This is a genomic window from uncultured Sulfitobacter sp. (genome assembly GCF_947497275.1).
Classification (GTDB): Bacteria; Pseudomonadota; Alphaproteobacteria; order Rhodobacterales; family Rhodobacteraceae; genus Sulfitobacter.
The window spans coordinates 775,563-793,168 of the sequence record NZ_CANMFS010000001.1; the positions used below are offsets into that span (position 1 = coordinate 775,563).

General features: G+C 60.4%; 14 protein-coding genes, 1 tRNA gene, 1 other RNA gene and 1 pseudogene. 11 read left to right on the forward strand and 6 right to left on the reverse strand.

All coding sequences use genetic code 11. The features are described from left to right. Nucleotides 1-42: 42 nt before the first annotated feature. From chrA to Q1A06_RS03875, 4 genes are all read right to left on the reverse strand, one after another. Nucleotides 43-1,296 (reverse strand): chromate efflux transporter, encoded by a 1,254-nt coding sequence (gene chrA / locus Q1A06_RS03860; RefSeq protein ID WP_299558808.1) that lies wholly within the window; start codon nucleotides 1,294-1,296, stop codon nucleotides 43-45. Then, nucleotides 1,293-2,108: a sulfurtransferase/chromate resistance protein gene (locus tag Q1A06_RS03865; protein ID WP_299558810.1), complete on the reverse strand. Its 816-nt coding sequence runs from the start codon at nucleotides 2,106-2,108 to the stop codon at nucleotides 1,293-1,295. The genes chrA and Q1A06_RS03865 overlap by 4 nt, the downstream gene beginning before the upstream one ends. Before the next feature lie 146 nt (nucleotides 2,109-2,254). Beyond that, nucleotides 2,255-2,605, reverse strand: a transfer-messenger RNA (tmRNA) gene (ssrA, locus tag Q1A06_RS03870). Between the two features lie 5 nt (nucleotides 2,606-2,610). Continuing rightward, on the reverse strand, nucleotides 2,611-2,964 hold the full coding sequence (locus tag Q1A06_RS03875; protein WP_299558812.1) for a DUF4345 family protein: 354 nt from the start codon (nucleotides 2,962-2,964) through the stop codon (nucleotides 2,611-2,613). A 733-nt stretch (nucleotides 2,965-3,697) separates the two neighbouring features. Here Q1A06_RS03875 and acuI point away from each other — a divergent pair. The 11 genes from acuI (at nucleotide 3,698) to Q1A06_RS03930 (ending at nucleotide 16,512) form a co-directional block, all read left to right on the forward strand. Beyond that, nucleotides 3,698-4,684, forward strand: coding sequence for an acryloyl-CoA reductase (acuI, locus tag Q1A06_RS03880; RefSeq protein WP_299558814.1), 987 nt, complete (start codon nucleotides 3,698-3,700; stop codon nucleotides 4,682-4,684). Nucleotides 4,685-4,789: 105 nt separating this feature from the next. Next, complete coding sequence (locus Q1A06_RS03885; RefSeq protein WP_299558816.1) at nucleotides 4,790-6,436, forward strand: BCCT family transporter; 1,647 nt, start codon at nucleotides 4,790-4,792, stop codon at nucleotides 6,434-6,436. 98 nt (nucleotides 6,437-6,534) lie between these two features. Beyond that, on the forward strand, nucleotides 6,535-7,758 hold the full coding sequence (locus tag Q1A06_RS03890; protein ID WP_299558872.1) for an aminotransferase class V-fold PLP-dependent enzyme: 1,224 nt from the start codon (nucleotides 6,535-6,537) through the stop codon (nucleotides 7,756-7,758). Between the two features lie 72 nt (nucleotides 7,759-7,830). After that, nucleotides 7,831-9,255 carry a deoxyribodipyrimidine photo-lyase gene (locus tag Q1A06_RS03895; protein WP_299558818.1) on the forward strand — a complete coding sequence of 475 codons (1,425 nt, stop codon included), beginning with the start codon at nucleotides 7,831-7,833 and terminating at the stop codon, nucleotides 9,253-9,255. Nucleotides 9,256-9,316: 61 nt separating this feature from the next. Continuing rightward, entirely contained in the window at nucleotides 9,317-10,525 is a 1,209-nt protein-coding gene (locus Q1A06_RS03900) for a cyclopropane-fatty-acyl-phospholipid synthase family protein (protein WP_299558820.1), read from the forward strand. Between the two features lie 33 nt (nucleotides 10,526-10,558). Continuing rightward, nucleotides 10,559-10,999: a TrgA family protein gene (locus tag Q1A06_RS03905; RefSeq protein ID WP_299558822.1), complete on the forward strand. Its 441-nt coding sequence runs from the start codon at nucleotides 10,559-10,561 to the stop codon at nucleotides 10,997-10,999. A gap of 3 nt (nucleotides 11,000-11,002) precedes the next feature. Then, nucleotides 11,003-12,109, forward strand: a complete 1,107-nt coding sequence (locus Q1A06_RS03910; protein ID WP_366523484.1) for an NUDIX domain-containing protein — start codon at nucleotides 11,003-11,005, stop codon at nucleotides 12,107-12,109. 42 nt (nucleotides 12,110-12,151) lie between these two features. Next, on the forward strand, nucleotides 12,152-13,186 hold the full coding sequence (locus Q1A06_RS03915; protein ID WP_299558824.1) for a cysteine synthase A: 1,035 nt from the start codon (nucleotides 12,152-12,154) through the stop codon (nucleotides 13,184-13,186). Continuing rightward, nucleotides 13,183-15,639, forward strand: a complete 2,457-nt coding sequence (locus Q1A06_RS03920; RefSeq protein WP_299558826.1) for a DUF3772 domain-containing protein — start codon at nucleotides 13,183-13,185, stop codon at nucleotides 15,637-15,639. Before Q1A06_RS03915 ends, Q1A06_RS03920 begins: the two co-directional genes overlap by 4 nt. Next, on the forward strand, nucleotides 15,636-16,355 hold the full coding sequence (locus Q1A06_RS03925) for an alanyl-tRNA editing protein (protein ID WP_299558828.1): 720 nt from the start codon (nucleotides 15,636-15,638) through the stop codon (nucleotides 16,353-16,355). The genes Q1A06_RS03920 and Q1A06_RS03925 overlap by 4 nt, the downstream gene beginning before the upstream one ends. Nucleotides 16,356-16,422: 67 nt before the next feature. Continuing rightward, a tRNA-Ser gene (locus Q1A06_RS03930) sits at nucleotides 16,423-16,512 on the forward strand. Nucleotides 16,513-16,723: 211 nt separating this feature from the next. Here the strand turns inward: Q1A06_RS03930 and Q1A06_RS03935 are convergent. Both Q1A06_RS03935 and Q1A06_RS03940 read right to left on the reverse strand, forming a co-directional pair. Next, on the reverse strand, nucleotides 16,724-17,332 hold the full coding sequence (locus Q1A06_RS03935; RefSeq protein WP_299558876.1) for a plasmid pRiA4b ORF-3 family protein: 609 nt from the start codon (nucleotides 17,330-17,332) through the stop codon (nucleotides 16,724-16,726). Then, nucleotides 17,318-17,606 (reverse strand): annotated as a pseudogene (locus tag Q1A06_RS03940) (transposase domain-containing protein); the annotation flags it as partial. The gene Q1A06_RS03935 and the pseudogene Q1A06_RS03940, both read right to left, overlap by 15 nt.

The following is a 17,606-nucleotide window of genomic DNA, read 5'->3' on the forward strand; positions in this document are numbered from 1 at the left end:
GTCGTTTTTGGAAGGAGCGAAAGGGGGGCCGTCTGCGTAGGATCAGCCAAGTGCCAGCGCCGCAAATGCGAGTATTATCATGCTTTTCACAAAGCCCAGATTGAAGCGCAGCATCAGGATGGCGGCAACCGCGATCAGCAGTGTGGCGACCGGATCGAAACTGTGCCAGACGGGCAGGGGCAGGGCGATCGGCGCGCGCCTGCCAACCTCCGCAAACATCACGTGCAAAGCGAACCACAATGACAAATTGAGGATCACGCCGACGACAGCCGCGGTGATCGCCGTCAGCGCCGCGCTAAGTCTTGGTTGAGTGCTGATCCTGTCAAGAAACGGCCCCGCGAGGAAAATCCACAGAAAACATGGGCAGAACGTGACCCAAAGCGCGACAAGTCCTGCGGCGAACGCATTCGTCGGGCCGCCCTGCACAAACCCGGCCAGCATGGCGACGAACTGGGTCACCAGAATCAGTGGACCGGGCGTTGTTTCTGCAAGACCAAGCGCATCGATCATCTGCTCGGTCGTGATCCACCCCAGGTCGGTCACGACGGTTTGCGTCATGTACCCCAGTACCGCGTAAGCCCCGCCGAAAGTGACCATCGCCAGTTTGGAAAAGAAAAGGCCCACTTCGAGAAGGAAGGCCGCGTCGAGCAGCCAGACGGCAACCAGCGGCGCCGCCCACAGCGCCCCCCACAGGAAAATCACCCGCAAGGGGCGGGCGCCCGAACTCTGCATCGGTTGGGCCGGGTCTGCTGTCATCGCAGGTGCCGAACCTGCGCGCAGGGCACCCCATAGGCCCGCCATTACGATAATCAGCGGGAAGGGCAGGCCAAAAACGAACAGCGCTACGAACGAAAGCGTTGCCAGCACCGCACCCTCGGCGCCGACAAGCGCCTTGCCCGCGACCTTGGTCAGGGCCTGCAGCACCACGACAATGACCGCCGCCTTGATGCCAACAAACGCGGCCTGTACAGGCGGCAGTTGGCCGTAAACGGCATAGAGTAGCGCCAGCACCGCGATCACCACAGCGCCCGGTAGCACAAACAGCAGCCCCGCCAGCAGCCCGCCCCAAGTACCGCGCAGCCGCCATCCGGCATAAGTGGCAAGCTGCATGGCTTCGGGACCGGGCAACAACATGCACAGGCCCAATGCGCGCAGGAAACCCTGCTCGCTGAGCCAGCCGCGCTGCTCGACCAACTCGCGGTGCATCAGAGCGATCTGTGCGGCCGGTCCGCCGAACGCCAGAACGCCGATGCGGCCGAAAATGCGCGTGAATTCGGGCAGGTCGGGGCGGATCATGGCCCGTGTCCGGCGGGCCAGTCGTGGCCTTCGTCATATCCATCGCGCGCCCAGCGGTAGAGCGCGTCGTAAAACGCCATGCCCGCCTCAAGTTGCGCGTTGTCGTTGCGGTACTGTCGGGAAAGCCCGACGGAAAACGCCAGCAAACCTGCCGCTTGCGGAGCAATATCGTGGGAATTGGTATCTGCTCCCCGGATCACGGTGGCCAGCCGGTCAAGCGCGTTTGTGCGCAGGCCGAATGCGTCCAGCATCGTGTCGAAGGTGCACCGCTCTTCGCGGTGGGACCAAAACACGCCCTCGATGTCGAACGCAGTTGCCTCGAAGCGGTCGGCGACGCTTTCGACCTCGGCAGGTGCGACGAAAAGAAAACGCGCCTGCGCGTCGACAAAGCGCCGGATCAGCCAGGGACAAGCGATGCGATCAATTTTTGGCCGGTGCCGCGTGACCCACAATGTTGCGCCATCCACGAACTCCGGCACGGCGGCGAGGGGTATCCGCGGCGCATCGCGATGCGCGCGCCATCCGTGGTTGCCTCCTTGCAAGTATTGCGCATTCAAACCGCGACTGCGTAGCAGAGCGGCGACGCCCTGGCTCAGCTTGCGCCCTTTCTGGCAGATCACGATCGCGTCACGGTCCCCCAAGGACTGCCGCAGCCCGTCGATATCGGCGTGGGAATGCCTGAATGCGCCTGGGATCAACAGAGGATCGGCGCTAAAATCCACATCCGTGGATACATCGACCAACGCGGGTGCGTCGGGCAATCCGATTTTGCGCAAGAGCTGGGCAGGAAGAATTTCGTTCGGAGACGGCATGGCATGTATCCTGATTGACTGGATGCATGCGAACCTCCGGCTGGCGCCTCACGGGGCGTTCGCGGACAGATCCCCTTGGACGCACAGTGCCACAGCACCAGATGCGTCGTCAACAACGGGATCATATCGATGTCAGGAGAAGGTAAAGTGCAGGTTTCTGTTGCCAGGTACCTGCGAACCCCGCCTTGGGTCGCTAAACGCAAGGACTTAAGTTTTCAATAGTTCCGGTCGCTTACGCGGCCATCGCCATTGGAGCACGATTGTCATTTGCAATTGTACATGTTTCGCCGATAACGGTGGCAGACAGCCGAGACAAAGCATAACCCCTTTAGACGTTCGTCGATCCTGTTTCGGCCCCATGATCCCCAAATGAAGGATGATTGGTGGAGCCGCCGGGTACCGCCCCCGGGTCCGAACCGCTTATTACGAGCGCGTTTATGTCCATAGTCCCTAAGGACAGTTCAAAGATAGAAGTCTTTGCCGCTCTTTTCAAGTGGCTGCGTCAGAGATTGATGACCAACGCCACCGCCGCGACCGCGACTTCGCAGGCAAGGAAGACCCACTTGCGCCTGGTTCGACCGTCGAGGATCAAAGATGTGATGCGGCCCAGCGCGCCGCCGCCCCAGACAAAGCCGATCATCGCATAGGACGCGGGCGTGTTGAGGATCAGCGCACCGACGCCAACCATGACGAAAAGCGCGCCGGATGCCGCGCGGATTTCCGACACACCCATGGTCGATCCGCCGTCGCTGAGATCGAGGGTGCCCATTGTGTAGCGCGGCGCGAGCCACCCCAGCGCCCCGAAGCCGATGCTCAGCAATGCCAATGCGATGTTGATATAGAAAACGATGTCCATTCATTCTTCCTTTCGATGTCCTGAACCAACGCCACCCGTTTTCCTTGATTGCGGTGTGGCACCTGTTGGAGCAAGGGCCAGATTGGGTAACCTAGTCTTCGGCGTCGACTTGGGAATGCAGAAGGTCGACGTGGTCGGCGTTCCTGTCGATCTTTCTGCGAAGCCAGCCCGCGCGCAGAAGGTACAAGGTCTAGTCTCTCCAGTGCGCGGCGGATCCGGATGGCCGCCCCACCCAATCTGCGTGGGATGCCGCCGGAGCGGTGCTTTTGAATGCCGATTTTGGAAGACCGGCGGCAAAATTAATGATCCGGGTGCTGTAAAACGGGTCGGGGCGCGATGGTGCTTTTCCGCCCGCGCCTGCGATCCGGTATTCGGGAGGCCCGGATTCGCGAAGGGGTAAGGGTTTGGTGTGTTGCTCAAACAAAGAGACATCTGCCGGGTGACCGTGATCCGGCCGACTTCGGATAACCTGTTAGGAGATGACAAGCGGCCGGTCAGATCATTTCCGTTGCGTGAGTTCCGGACTTTGACACCAATGCCGCAATCGGTATGGTCCGCCTGATGCACGGTAATTCCCGGCATTGCTTCGCCTCACGGGACCGCGATAGGGGCGCGTGAGGCGGTGAGCCGGGGCAGGGCGCGTATATCGGAGTAATCGCCGGGGCCAGCCCCGGACCCCGGGATATTTGTGGCCAAAAGAAATGGGGGGTATCCCCCGAAAAAGGAGATAGAGATGTTTGACGCGCTGTTGGTGACCAAGGACGATGACGACAATACGTCCGCCGCAATCACCCAGATTTCGGAAGACCAGCTGCCTCATGGCGAGGTGACGGTTTCGGTCGACTACACGACCGTCAACTACAAGGACGGATTGTGCATGAGCCCGGGGGGCGGCGGATTGGTACGCAGCTATCCGCATGTGCCGGGTATCGATTTCGCAGGCACGGTGGAGCAGTCCTCCGACGACCGGTACAAGCCGGGCGACAAGGTTGTGTTGACCGGTTGGCGCGTGGGCGAGGCACATTGGGGCGGGTATGCGCAGAAGGCGCGGGTAAAGGCGGATTGGCTGGTTCCGTTGCCCGATGGGTTGACACCAAGGCAGGCGATGGCGGTGGGTACTGCCGGATTTACCGCGATGTTGTCCGTTATGGCACTGGAAGATCACGGAATAAAATCCGGGCCGGTGCTGGTGACCGGGGCGGCGGGAGGAGTGGGATCGGTGGCCGTCGCGATCCTGGCGCATCTAGGTCATGAAGTCGCTGCGGTGACAGGCCGGCCCGAGACGTCGGATTACCTGAAATCCCTTGGCGCGACGCAGATCGTAGCGCGCGAGGAACTCAACGAGACGGTCAAGCGTCCGCTCGAGGGCGAAACATGGGGCGGGTGTGTGGATGCTGTCGGTGGTGCCATGCTGGCCCGGGTCCTGGGGCAGATGAAATACGGTGCGTCCGTGGCGGCTGTCGGTCTTGCCGGGGGGGCCGGATTGCCTGCGACGGTGATCCCGTTTCTATTGCGCGGCGTGAACCTATTGGGGATCGACAGCGTGATGCAGCCCTACGACAACCGCTTGCGGGCGTGGAAGCGCGTGGCGCAGGATCTGCCGATGGACAAACTCGAAGAGATGGTGGTGCCCGCAGTGATGGCGGATCTGCCGAAGCTGACGGCGGATATCCTCGAGGGTCAGGTAAAGGGACGTGTCGTTGTCGATATGAAGGGCTAACGGAGCGCCGACGCCCTTTCGCGGTGTCAATTGCTTGTGCCGAAGGGCCGGTATGTGAGATGCTGCCGGCCTGACACGTTTTCCAGACCACCATGGAGGTAGGCTATGAGCGACGAAACCGCCAATCAAGGCATTCCGGCACCAGACGGTGCCTCCGATGTCATATCGACGGACTATGAGATCGGGCAGGACAACGTCGACGGATCCATGCTTGGTTTCGGATTTGACATCCATAATCCGGTCTTTGCGATTTCCGGCCTTGCCGTCGTGGCTTTCGTGTTCTTCACGTTGGCTCTTCCCGAGACGGCGAACACGGCCTTCACGGCCATGTTCGACTTTACCACGAAGAACTTCGACTGGTTCCTGATCGGCGCTGCCGATCTGGTGGTGCTGTTCACCCTGCTGTTGATCGTAACACCCTACGGGTCTGTCCGGTTGGGCGGCAAGGATGCTGCGCCCGATTACACCTATGTCGGCTGGTTTGCGATGCTGTTCGCGGCTGGCATGGGCATCGGCCTGATGTTTTACGGCGTCTCCGAGCCGTTGACACATTTTTCGACCGCTTTCGGTGAAACCACCGCAGGCGAAAATGGCCTGCGCACCGATTGGGCGCCTCTGGGGGCCGCGACCGGGGACGAGGCCGGGTCTATCCGGCTCGGCATGGCGGCGACGATCTTTCATTGGGGTCTGCACCCGTGGGCAATTTACGCGACCGTGGCGCTGGCGCTGGCCCTCTTCACCTACAACAAAGGCCTGCCGCTTACCGTCCGGTCGGCGTTCTATCCGATTCTGGGCGAACGCGTGTGGGGATGGCCTGGACATGTCATCGACATTATCGCGGTGTTTGCCACGCTGTTCGGTCTGGCGACATCGCTTGGATTTGGCGCGACGCAGGCCAACGCGGGGCTGAACGAACTATTCGGCGTCCCGATCGGCAAAACGACCGAGGTGGTGCTGATCACGGTTATCACGGCGGTTGCGCTGGTGTCGGTGCTGCGCGGGCTCGACGGGGGTGTGAAGATCTTGTCGGAGATCAACATGGGGCTTGCCGGCCTGCTGGCATTGTTCACGCTGATCGTCGGGCCGACCGCATTCCTCATCACCTTCTTCTGGGACAGTCTCGTCGCCTATGTCGAGTTCTTTCCCGCGCTGGCCGATCCCTTTGGCCGTGAGGACATGAACTTCAGCCAGGGCTGGACCGCGTTCTACTGGGCCTGGTGGATTAGCTGGTCACCTTTCGTTGGCATGTTCATTGCGCGCGTCAGCCGCGGCCGAACGGTGCGTGAATTCGTGATCTGCGTTTTGCTGATCCCAAGCATGGTGTGCGTCATGTGGATGTCGATCTTTGGCGGTACGGCGATCCACCAGGTGCTGAACGATGGCTACACCGGTGCACAGGAGGCGGATCTGCCGCTGCAGCTGTTCAAGATGCTCGATGTGCTGCCGCTGGCGCAGATTACATCGTTCATCGGGATCATCCTCGTGATCGTGTTCTTCGTGACCTCGTCGGATTCGGGCAGCCTTGTGATCGACACGATCACGGCGGGCGGCAAGGTTGACGCGCCGGTGCCGCAGCGGGTGTTCTGGTGCATCTTCGAGGGCGCCGTGGCCATCGCGCTGTTGATCGGGGGCGGGCTTGCCGCGCTTCAATCGATGGTGATTTCGACCGGTTTGCTGTTTACCGTGGTTCTTGTGCTGATGTGCTATTGCATCTTCCGCGGTCTGCAAAGCGAGCGTGCCGAAATCAAGTAAGCGGCACGACTGCATGTATTGAAAACGCCCCCTGCCTGTGCCGGGGGCGTGTTTTTTTTGTGTTTGACGACGCTGCGGCGTTGCACGATCCTTTGGGGATGATGCTGGACACAGAATTCGTACGGGCGCAATTCCCCGCTTTCGCCGAGCCTTCGCTCAACGAACAGGCGTTTTTCGAGAACGCGGGTGGCTCCTATACCTGCGCGGCGGTGGTTGACCGGCTCATGCGGTTCTACACCCAACGCAAGGTGCAGCCCTATGCACCCTATGCCGCCAGCGCCCTTGGCGGCGCCGAAATGGATGAAGCGCGCAGCCGGTTGGCAGCGCTCTTGGGTGTCGACACCGACGAACTGAGCTTTGGTCCGTCGACCACGCAGAACACCTACGTTCTGGCACAGGCCTTCGGTCAGATGTTGGCGCCGGGCGAGGCGATCGTGGTGACGAACCAGGATCACGAGGCCAACACCGGACCGTGGCGCAGGCTGGCCGACCGCGGGATCGAAATCCGCGAATGGCGGGTCGATCCCGAAACCGGTCATTTGGATCCCGACGACCTTGAGGATATACTGGACGAAAACGTGCGGTTGGTGTGTTTCCCACATTGCTCCAACGTGGTGGGCGAGATCAATCCGGTGATCGAGATCACCGCACTTGCCCATGCGGCAGGCGCCTATGTCTGCGTGGACGGGGTTTCCTATGCGCCGCACGGCTTTGTCGATGTCGGATCGCTTGGACCCGATATCTATCTGTTTTCGGCTTACAAGACCTACGGCCCGCATCAGGGGCTTATGGTGATCCGGCGCACCTTGGCGGAATTGCTGCCCAACCAGGGGCATCACTTCAACGGGGGCACCTTGTACAAACGATTCACACCCGCCGGACCCGACCATGCACAGATCGCGGCCTGTGCGGGAATGGCGGATTACTTAGATACGCTTCACGCCCATCACGTTGGAGGCGACGCATCGCCGGTCGGGCGGGGGGCGGCGGTGCACAATCTGATGCGCGGCCACGAGACGAACCTGTTGCAGCAGCTGCTAGGTGCCATCAAGGATCGCAATTCGGTGCGCCTGATCGGCCCTTTCGATGCCTGGTTGCGCGCGCCGACCGTCGCACTTGCGCTCGCGCGTCCGGGTGTGGAAGTCGCCGAGGATCTGGCGGAACACGGTATTATGGCGGGGGGCGGAGATTTCTACGCGAGCCGCACGCTCGGTGCGATGGGGGTCGACCCGAACGCGGGCGTATTGCGCCTCAGCTTCACGCACTACACATCACAGGCCGAGATGGACCAGCTTTTGACGGCGCTTGATGCGGTTTTGTGAAACTCGGCCTTGATCGGTGCGTGACTGCCCTAAATGTGGAATTCGGCGCAGTGACAGAAGGTTGAAGAGCTTGTGAGCGATACGTCCCCGATCCTTGTGTGGTTTCGCCGTGATCTGCGGCTGAGCGATCATCCGGCGCTGCATGCGGCCTGTGAGAGCGGCAGACCGGTCATTCCGGTTTTCATTCACGACAGGCTCAGCGAGGGATTGGCGGCAGCGCCGAAATTCAGGCTCGGGCTGGGCGTGGGGTGCTTTGCGGATGCGTTGGCAGACAAGGGCAGCCGATTGATCCTGCGGCGCGGCGACAGCGCACTGGATGAGCTGCAAAAGCTCATCGCGCAGACCGGCGCTGGCGCCGTCTTTTGGACCCGCGCCTATGATCCGGACGCCACAGCACGCGATACCAATGTCAAGGAAGCCCTCAGGGACCGCGAAATCGACGCGCGTTCATTCGGGGGGCATCTGATGTTCGAACCGTGGACGGTCGAGACCAAAGCGGGCGGGTATTACAAGGTTTACACGCCGTTCTGGAATGCGGTGAAGAACAGCGGCGTGGAAGAACCGCTTTCGACGCCGTCGCAGATCCCGCCGCCATCTGATTGGCCGGCTTCGGACACCTTGGAGGACTGGAAAATGGATGCCGCGATGATGCGCGGTGCGGATGTGGTGCGTCCGTTTGTCCAACTCGGCGAGAAAGCGGCCCAGTCCCGTCTCGGTACCTTTCTGGCGCATAAAGTCGCCGACTATGACAGAACGCGGGATCTTCCCGGCGTCGACGGCACCTCCAATCTGAGCGAGAATCTGGCGTTGGGCGAGATCAGCCCTCACCAGTGCTGGCATGCGGGGCAGCGGGCCTTGGAAGAAGGCAAACCCGGTGCCGAGACATTTCTCAAAGAGCTGGTCTGGCGCGAGTTCGCCTATCATCTGATGCACCATTCGCCGCATATTCTGAACCGCAACTGGCGTGAGGAATGGCAGCACTTCGACTGGAACGAAGACGAAAGACTGTCCGAGGTGAAGGCATGGAAGCAGGGGCGCACGGGCATCAGGTTCGTTGATGCGGCGATGCGCGAAATGTACGTGACCGGTCGCATGCACAACCGTGGACGCATGATCGTCGCCAGTTATCTCACCAAGCACCTGCTGTGCCATTGGCGGATCGGTCAAAAGTGGTTTGAGGACTGCCTGATTGACTGGGACCCGGCATCAAATGCGATGGGCTGGCAGTGGTCTGCCGGCTCTGGCCCTGACGCAACCCCTTATTTTCGTGTTTTCAATCCGGTGACCCAACTCGACAAATTCGATAAGAACCGCGACTATACGAGGCGCTGGATTGCCGAGGGGCATGCGAACCCGCATGAAGACGCGCTGAGTTATTTCGACGCCATCCCGCGCCGGTGGTCGATGTCGGCCGACGACCCATATCCCGATCCTGTCGTGGATGTGGGCACGGGACGCAAGCGCGCGCTTCAGGCCTATGAGGCCAGAGATTTTTGATGTTTCGCATACCGCCGGGGCGGGATAGACATCGCACGTGGAGTGCGAGCTGGGAGGACGCATGATTTTGACAGGTACAGACGGCCAGACGGGACTGCCGCGCTATTTCGCACAGGTTTTCGGCATGGCGAACAAGTTGCAAAACGGACGCATCGACTTTGTCTTGCCGGACGGTCGCCGTTTCCGCGCCGAAGGGCTCAATCCGGGCCCGGTTGCGGAACTCGATATCCACAACGATGACCTGTTCGCACGGCTGATCCGTGAGGGCGACCTGGGATTCTGCGATGCCTATCTCGACGGATGGTGGAGCACACCGGATCTTCAGGCCTTCATGGATTTTATCCACGCGGACAACGAGGATCTCTACGATGGATTCCCGGGCATGTCTTTGGTGCGCAACTTCGAACGGTTGCGGTTCTGGCTCCAACGCAACTCCAAAAAGCAGGCGCGACGGAATATTTCGTACCACTACGATCTTGGGAACGATTTCTACGGGCTGTGGCTCGATGATACGATGACCTATTCCAGCGCAATCTTCTCCGATCCGCAGCAATCGCTCGAAGCGGCGCAAGAAGAGAAGTACAAGTCGATGGTCGACGAGATGGGCGTCAAGGCGGGCGATCATGTGCTGGAAATCGGGTGCGGATGGGGCGGGTTCGCCGAGTACGCGGCAAAGACGCGCGGGCTGCGCGTTACCTGTCTCACGATCAGCGAAGAACAGTTCAAGTACGCCGTGGACCGCATTGAAAAGGCAGGGCTTTCCGATTTGGTCGAGTTCAAGTTGCAGGACTACCGCGACGAAACGGGTCAGTACGACGGCATCGCCAGCATCGAAATGTTCGAGGCGGTCGGAGAAAAATACTGGCCGGTGTACTTCGAGACCGTGCGCGACCGCCTCAAACCCGGCAAGACCGCGACGTTCCAGATCATCACCGTCTCTGACCGGCGGTGGAACGTGTACCGGCGCGGTGTCGATTTCATCCAGAAGTACATCTTTCCGGGCGGTATGCTGCCCAGCCCCAATGTTCTGCGTCAGCAGATCGAAAAGGCGGGTCTTGCCGTTGTCAAAAGCATCGAGTTCGGCAAAAGCTACGACATCACACTGCGTCGCTGGCACGAGACGTTCAACGAAAAGTGGGACCAGATCGCGGCACTCGGCTTTGACGAGCGGTTCAAGCGCATGTGGAACTTTTACCTCACCTCCTGCGCAGCGACATTTGACAGTGGAAATTGTGACGTGACCCAGATTACTGTGCGCAAAGCGGGCTGACAGCGGCCTGACCGGTCGAGGAAGGATCTGCGTATGCCCACCGCCGCGAGACTTGTTGGCGCACTTTGTCTATGTGCGCTGGCGTGGATCCTTTCGCAACTGATCCGACCGCTTATGCCCGAAGGCACTGATTTCGGTGCGTTTGATTACGTCAACGCGGTCATCGGACTGGTCGTGGGATGGGTTGTAATGGGGCCGCGGGCCGGACGCGGAATTGTTCCTGCGATCAATAATGGTGTGACGGGTACGGCAGTCTTGATCCTCTGGGGCCTTGCGGCGCATTCCGCCTATGAAATGTTTCGTCTGGCAATGCGGAACCGGTATGACGGTGTGATGGAGGCGCTCACGGCGATCTTTTTGATCGCTTCGGAATTCGGATTGATGATCGCGACCCTGCCGGTCTTAGGCACCGCCGTGGTGGGGGCCGTAACTGCGGGCCTGCTGACGGAATACGCGGCCCGCACGTGGCGCTGAGCCATGCTGCATAGGCTTTTCTTCTTCGGTACGCTCAGGCATCTGCCGTTGCTCGAGGTCGTTTTGGGCCGATCAGTAGACGCGCAAACGGTCGTCCCGGCGTGTTTGCCCCACCACGAGGCATGTGCGGTCGCGGAAGGGCCATTTCCCGCGCTTGTGCCGGCACGCGGCTCAGAAGCAGACGGTGTGATCGTCGAAGGACTCTCGGATCAAGACCTCGAACGGCTGAATTTTTACGAAGGCGGATTCGACTACGACCTGACGTCCGTGACACTCGCCGACGGGTCGCAGGCGCGGGTCTATGTTTGCGCGCCGGACCGCTGGACACCGACAGATCCGTGGCGTTTCGAGGAATGGGTGCGCAACTGGTCCGATATGTCGTGCCGATCCGCGCGCGAAGTGATGGGGTATTTCGGTGCGCGGGACCGGGAAGAAGTAGGTCGGATGCTGCCGCAAATCCGGACCCGCGCCTGGGCGCGTACTCTCGCGCAAGGGTATCGGGCCGGGCAGGGGACGCTCGACGGTTCGGTCATCCTCGACCGTGAGGCACGCGTATATGCGGGGTTTTTCGCGCTTGACGAAGTCACCCTGCGCCACGCCCGCTTTGACGGGGGCATGTCGCCAGCTGTCGAGCGGTCCTATCTTGTCGGTACGGACGCGGCACTGGTTTTGCCCTACGATCCGGTGCGCGACCGTGTGATGCTGGTCGAGCAGGTGCGGGTCGGCCCCTTGGGACGCCGCGATCCAGAGCTTTGGCAGCTGGAGCCGATCGCAGGGCGGGTCGATCCGGGAGAAATCCCGGAAGACACGGCGCGGCGGGAGGCCCGCGAAGAAGCGCGTCTGACCCTCACGACGCTCGAATGCGTCGCGCGCAGCTATGCCAGCCCCGGCAGCACCACCGATTACTTTCACATCTTCGTTGGTCTGGCTGAACTTCCCGACGGCAGCGCAGGCGTCGCGGGCAATGAAAACGAAGCGGAGGACATCCGTTCGCACCTTGTTTCCTATGACCGGTTCATCGAGATGGCCGAGCGGCAAAACCTTGCCAATACCCCGCTCGTGCTGCTTGCGTACTGGCTTGCGCACCACCGGAAACGGTTGAGATCCTGACGCCGCTTCGCTAGAGATGGATGGACATTTTTGGGGGCTGATATGCATGTAGCGCGTGATCTGGAACAGGCTGTGGGCAAGACGCCGCTCATCAAGCTGCGCAAGGCCAGCGAAGAAACCGGCTGTGACATCTTTGGCAAGGCCGAATTCGCCAATCCCGGTCAGTCGGTCAAGGATCGCGCGGCGCTGTTCATCATCCGCGATGCCATCGCGCGCGGAGATCTCAAACCCGGTGGCACGATTGTCGAAGGCACCGCCGGAAACACCGGTATCGGTCTGGCACTGGTCGGCGCGTCGATGGGTTTCAGGACCGTGATCGTGATTCCCGAAACCCAATCGGAAGAAAAGAAGGACATGCTGCGGCTTGCGGGGGCGGAACTGGTTCAGGTGCCTGCAGCGCCGTACCGTAACCCCAACAATTTCGTGCACTATTCCGAACGGCTGGCCAAGCAGCTTGCGAAAACGCGTGAGAACGGGGTGATCTGGGCGAACCAGTTCGATAACATCGCCAACCGTCAGGCACATGTTGAAATGACAGGTCCTGAGATCTGGGAGCAGACCGACGGAAATGTCGACGGCTTCATCTGCGCGGTGGGTTCCGGCGGTACGCTGGCAGGCACAGCGATGGCTTTGCAGCCGAAGGGGGTCAAGATCGGTATTGCCGATCCCGATGGCGCGGCACTCTACAGCTATTACACGAAGGGCGAACTTGAAACGGAAGGATCTTCCATCGCGGAAGGAATAGGCCAGGTTCGGATCACGAAAAATCTGGAAGGATTGACGCCTGATTTCGCCTATAACATCTCCGATGCAGAGGCGCTTCCGGTGGTGTTCGACATGCTGGAACACGAAGGGCTCTGCCTGGGTGCGTCGTCGGGCGTGAATGTGGCAGGTGCCATGCGCATGGCCCGCGAGATGGGCCCGGGCCACACCATCGTGACCATTCTGTGCGATTTCGGCACACGCTACCAGTCGAAGCTGTTCAATCCCGCTTTCCTGCATGAAAAAGGGCTTCCCGTGCCGGAATGGCTGGACCGCGATCCCGTCGAATTGCCAGCGGTATTCGAGGACGTATGATCTTTCCCACATCGGTACTGCGGCAGCTGATTGTCGCGCTGGCCTTCGTTGTGTGGGTCGGTGGCGGTGCTGTGTCCGCACAGGACCTGCCGGGCGTGGATATGGGGGCATGGCAGTCGCTGGCCACCACGGCAGAAGCCGCCGTCGACGAGCCGAGCACCAAACCGGACGCCGAACTTGAAGCCCTGCGAGGCAGGATCGCGGCCTTCCGAGAGCAATTTAACGAGGCGCGCCAGATAAACTCGGCGCGGATCGCCAGCCTGCGCGACCAGCTTGCGTTATTAGGCGAGGCGCCTGCGGAAGGGGCGGATGCAGCACCCGAGGCCGCAGAGATCGCCGCACAACGCACCGAACTCGAAGAGCAGCTGGCGACGCTGTCCGCTCCGGTGCAGGTGGCCGATGCCGCATACGCCCGTGCGGATGGATTGGTCAGCGAGATCGACACGATCATTCGGACACGTCAGGCCGAAAGGCTTTTCGAGGTGGTCGAATCTCCGCTCAATCCTCAGCACTGGATGCCTGCAATCACGGAACTGGGCGTCGCGTTCAATCAGTTGTTCGGGTCAGTCACGCTGGAGGAAGGCGCCGAGCGCGCGGCCGAATTGCGCAAACGGCTGCCGGTCATCCTGTTTGCCACGATTTCGGGACTGGTCCTGATCTTGCAGGGGCGTCGCTGGTCCAAGCTCATCGTGCAGCGCCTGCGCCGTGCCGAGGCCCGGGGTCTGGGCATCTGGCGGTTCGTGGTGTCACTCTTGCGGATTTTCCTGCCGTTCGTTGGCCTGTCCTTGCTATGTTTCGCCGCGCTCACCACCGGTTATCTGGGGCGGCGGGGCGATGAGCTGATCCTGCTGATCCCGATCCTCGGGGGCATCATGCTGGGATTCCGCTGGGTCTCGGAGCAGATATTCCCGCGCGAGGAAGAAGACGCGCTGCTGGAACTTGGCCCGAAGGAACGTGCCGACGCCCGGTTATTTGTCGGCGGAATTACATTGTTTCTCATCGTGGAACGTTTGCTGATCCGCATCCTTGAACTGGATGATGCAGGCAGTGCGGCACTGACTGTCATCACCTTTCCCTTCACGGTGGTCATCAGCTATCTCGTCTACCGGATCGGGCGTCTGTTGCGTCAATGCGGCAAGGAAACGATCGAGAATGAAGAGTCGGAACTAACCCGCGCCAGCACGCTGGGGCGCATGGTACGCAGCCTTGGATCCGGTGCGGTCGGGGTGGCCATAGCGTCACCCTTGCTGCAAGCCACCGGATACTTCAACGCATCCGAGTTCGTGTTGCATCCCTATGTGCTGTCGCTGGTTCTGCTTGGCCTCGTGCTTGCCCTGCAGCGGTTCGCAGCGGATGTGTACGGCGTGATCACGGGGCAGGGGTCTGCGGCGCGTGACACCTTGATGTCGATCCTGTTCGGGATGGTCCTGATCTTGCTGGTGATGCCGGTACTCGCATTGGTCTGGGGTGCACGGGTTGCGGACCTGACCGAAATCTGGGCTGCGTTCCGCCGCGGCTTCGCCATTGGAAACTCGCGCATCTCGCCCACAGATTTTCTGGCATTCGCGCTTATCTTTACCGGCGGTTACCTGATTACGCGGCTGACACAGGGCGCTCTCAAGACAAATGTGCTGCCGAAAACGAAGATCGACAAGGGTGGCCAGAACGCCATTGTGTCGGGTCTGGGGTATGTCGGTATCTTTCTTGCCGCCCTCGCCGCGATTACCGGTGCCGGCATCGATCTCAGTTCGCTCGCGATTGTGGCAGGGGCACTGTCGGTCGGGATCGGTTTCGGCCTGCAAAACATCGTTTCCAACTTCGTTTCGGGTATCATCCTGTTGATCGAACGACCGATTTCCGAAGGCGACTGGATCGACGTGGGTGCGCATACCGGATATGTCCGTGACATTTCCGTCCGGTCCACGCGGATCGAGACGTTCGACCATACGGACGTCATTGTACCCAACTCCGATCTGATCAGCGGCACTGTCACCAACTATACCCGTGGCAATACCGTGGGCCGGGTTATCATTCCGGTGGGTGTCGCGTACGGCACGGACACCCGCAAGGTAGAGACGATCCTCAAAGAGATTGCCGAGGACCAGCCAATGGCGCTCATCAACCCGCCGCCCAATGTACTGATGCTGAATTTCGGTGCCGATGCGCTTGAGTTCGAAATCCGTATGTTTCTGCGGGACATCAATTGGATGATGGCCGTCAAAAGCGACATCAACCATGCCATCGCCAGACGCTTCGCCGAAGAAGGGATCGAGATCCCCTTTGCCCAGCGCGATGTCTGGTTGCGCAATCCGGAAGTTCTGCAAACCCCGTCAAAGCCTGTCGACGACTCCGCCCCGGAACGCGAAGAACAACCCGACGACGCGCAAGAGGACGACGCGCCAGACGCGCAGTTGGCGCAAAACGACCTTTCGATCGGGGAAAGCGAGACGTGACCGCGCCGCTTTTCCTGCGTGACCCTTACATGCGCGAGGCTCAGGCCCGCGTGACGGCGCACACCGCCGAGGGCGGCATCGTGCTGGAGGCATCCGTGTTCTACCCCAAAGGCGGGGGGCAGCCCGGAGACAGCGGTTGGCTGGACTGGAAAGGCGAACGTCATACCATCGCCACTGCGGTAAAAGGCGACAAGGGCGCCATTGTCCTGGTCCCGGCGGAACCGGTCGCGCTGCCACCAGTCGGGGCGGTCGTGATGCAGCACCTCGACTGGGACCGTCGCCATCGGCATATGCGGGTACACACCGCATTGCACCTGTTGTCGGTTGCCGTGCCATTCGGCGTCACGGGCGGCGCGATCACGGCAGCGCACGGCCGCCTCGATCTCGACATGCCCGATGCACCGCAGGACCGCGATGGCATCGAAGAAGCGTTGAACGCCTATGTAGAAATGGACGCCCGGGTCAGTGACGGGTGGATCACGCAGTCTGAACTCGACGCGGCACCGCATCTGGTCAAGACGATGTCGGTCAAACCGCCTCGCGGCGCGGGCGATATCCGTCTTGTGGGGATCGGCGAGGAAGCGGATTGGATTGATCTGCAACCTTGCGGCGGGACGCATGTCGCCCGCACCGGCGAAATAGGGCATCTGCGGCTTGGCAAGATCGAAAAGAAAGGCCGAATGAATCGCCGGATCTACGTGCATCTCGATAGTTGAATTAGCGCAGTACCGACCACTTTTCGGGGTTGCGCTGTTCCGCGCTCCCTTGCTAAAGACGCGTCACGGACAGGTGGCCGAGTGGTCGAAGGCGCACGCCTGGAAAGTGTGTAGGCGGGAGACCGTCTCCAGGGTTCGAATCCCTGTCTGTCCGCCACTTGCCCCCGCGAAAGCGTTTTCCCGATCCTGCTATGGCCGAATTTTTCCGTTGTTTTCGAGGGTTGTGCGGGTAGTGCTGAGCACTGGCCGCTGCGCTAGGAAGCCCGGGAGCGATCTCTTAGGGCAAATTTTTTCCAGACTTGAAGCCTGCGCAATTTTGGTATTCAGGTTTTAAGTACATGGTAAGCGGTGCTTTGGCCCCACGTTGATCAGTTGATCGTCTTTTTCGGCTTCCACCGTTTTGCCAGCTTAAGCACTTCGAAGCGTTGTTCGTCTGCTGGTGGCGTGTTTGGGTCGAACGGGCCACCATACCATTTTTTGAGGTTCTCGTGTTCGGGATGCTTGGGTTTGGCCATCGCGTCCAGGAACTTTTCGTACCCGGGGAGACCACCGACGTCTTCTGGTGGGCATCGGCCTGAGATGTCAGTCAGGCGGGTATATAGATTACCTGAGTTTGGATCGGTGAAGTCCCCGATTTGCAGCCTGTGTTCCCAGCTATCGCCGAAGTCGTACATGTAACGGATGCTGCGTGTGCCGGTGTCTGTCAGTACCTCAACAAGAGTTGTTTTGTCAGCGGGCAGGTCATCACCGCCAAAGTCCGGATAGGGGGTGCCCCAAGTCGCACCCTTTGCCTCGATCATGTAAAGATGGGAGTTGGTCCAGCCCATTGCGGCCTGCAGCGTCTGGTGCAGGCGGTCGAGGCGAATATCTGAGGGCACCTGCAGGGTGCGGGTGACGGCGGGTTCGATATATTCAAGCGTGACCTTGATTTCGATAATGCTCCCCTTCCAACATGACCCGTTGTAATTCCACGGCAACAGTGCTTCGATACCGGATTGTTTATGACCGTTTACTATGGCTGTGAGCGTGTCTGCCAGGTAGGGGTGCGGATCAACTGCGTTGATCTTGCAGGTCTCGATCAGGGAAGCGATGACTCCCCAGTTTGTCGCTCCGGCATTGTGGCCGGCGAAGAGTGCATTTTTTTCGGTTCAGGGCAATGGGGCGGATGGTGCGCTCGACCACGTTATTGTCCATCTCGATGCGCCCATCTGCCAGAAACAGGCAAAGCCCGTCCCAGTATTTTGCGATGTA

What these genes read in the sequence shown, in the direction of transcription:
- chrA (WP_299558808.1), bottom strand. Translation starts at nt 1,296, where the DNA reads ATGATCCGCCCCGACCTGCCCGAATTCACGCGCATTTTCGGCCGCATC.
- Q1A06_RS03865 (WP_299558810.1), bottom strand. Translation starts at nt 2,108, where the DNA reads ATGCCGTCTCCGAACGAAATTCTTCCTGCCCAGCTCTTGCGCAAAATC.
- Q1A06_RS03875 (WP_299558812.1), bottom strand. Translation starts at nt 2,964, where the DNA reads ATGGACATCGTTTTCTATATCAACATCGCATTGGCATTGCTGAGCATC.
- acuI (WP_299558814.1), top strand. Translation starts at nt 3,698, where the DNA reads ATGTTTGACGCGCTGTTGGTGACCAAGGACGATGACGACAATACGTCC.
- Q1A06_RS03885 (WP_299558816.1), top strand. Translation starts at nt 4,790, where the DNA reads ATGAGCGACGAAACCGCCAATCAAGGCATTCCGGCACCAGACGGTGCC.
- Q1A06_RS03890 (WP_299558872.1), top strand. Translation starts at nt 6,535, where the DNA reads ATGATGCTGGACACAGAATTCGTACGGGCGCAATTCCCCGCTTTCGCC.
- Q1A06_RS03900 (WP_299558820.1), top strand. Translation starts at nt 9,317, where the DNA reads ATGATTTTGACAGGTACAGACGGCCAGACGGGACTGCCGCGCTATTTC.
- Q1A06_RS03905 (WP_299558822.1), top strand. Translation starts at nt 10,559, where the DNA reads ATGCCCACCGCCGCGAGACTTGTTGGCGCACTTTGTCTATGTGCGCTG.
- Q1A06_RS03910 (WP_366523484.1), top strand. Translation starts at nt 11,003, where the DNA reads ATGCTGCATAGGCTTTTCTTCTTCGGTACGCTCAGGCATCTGCCGTTG.
- Q1A06_RS03915 (WP_299558824.1), top strand. Translation starts at nt 12,152, where the DNA reads ATGCATGTAGCGCGTGATCTGGAACAGGCTGTGGGCAAGACGCCGCTC.
- Q1A06_RS03920 (WP_299558826.1), top strand. Translation starts at nt 13,183, where the DNA reads ATGATCTTTCCCACATCGGTACTGCGGCAGCTGATTGTCGCGCTGGCC.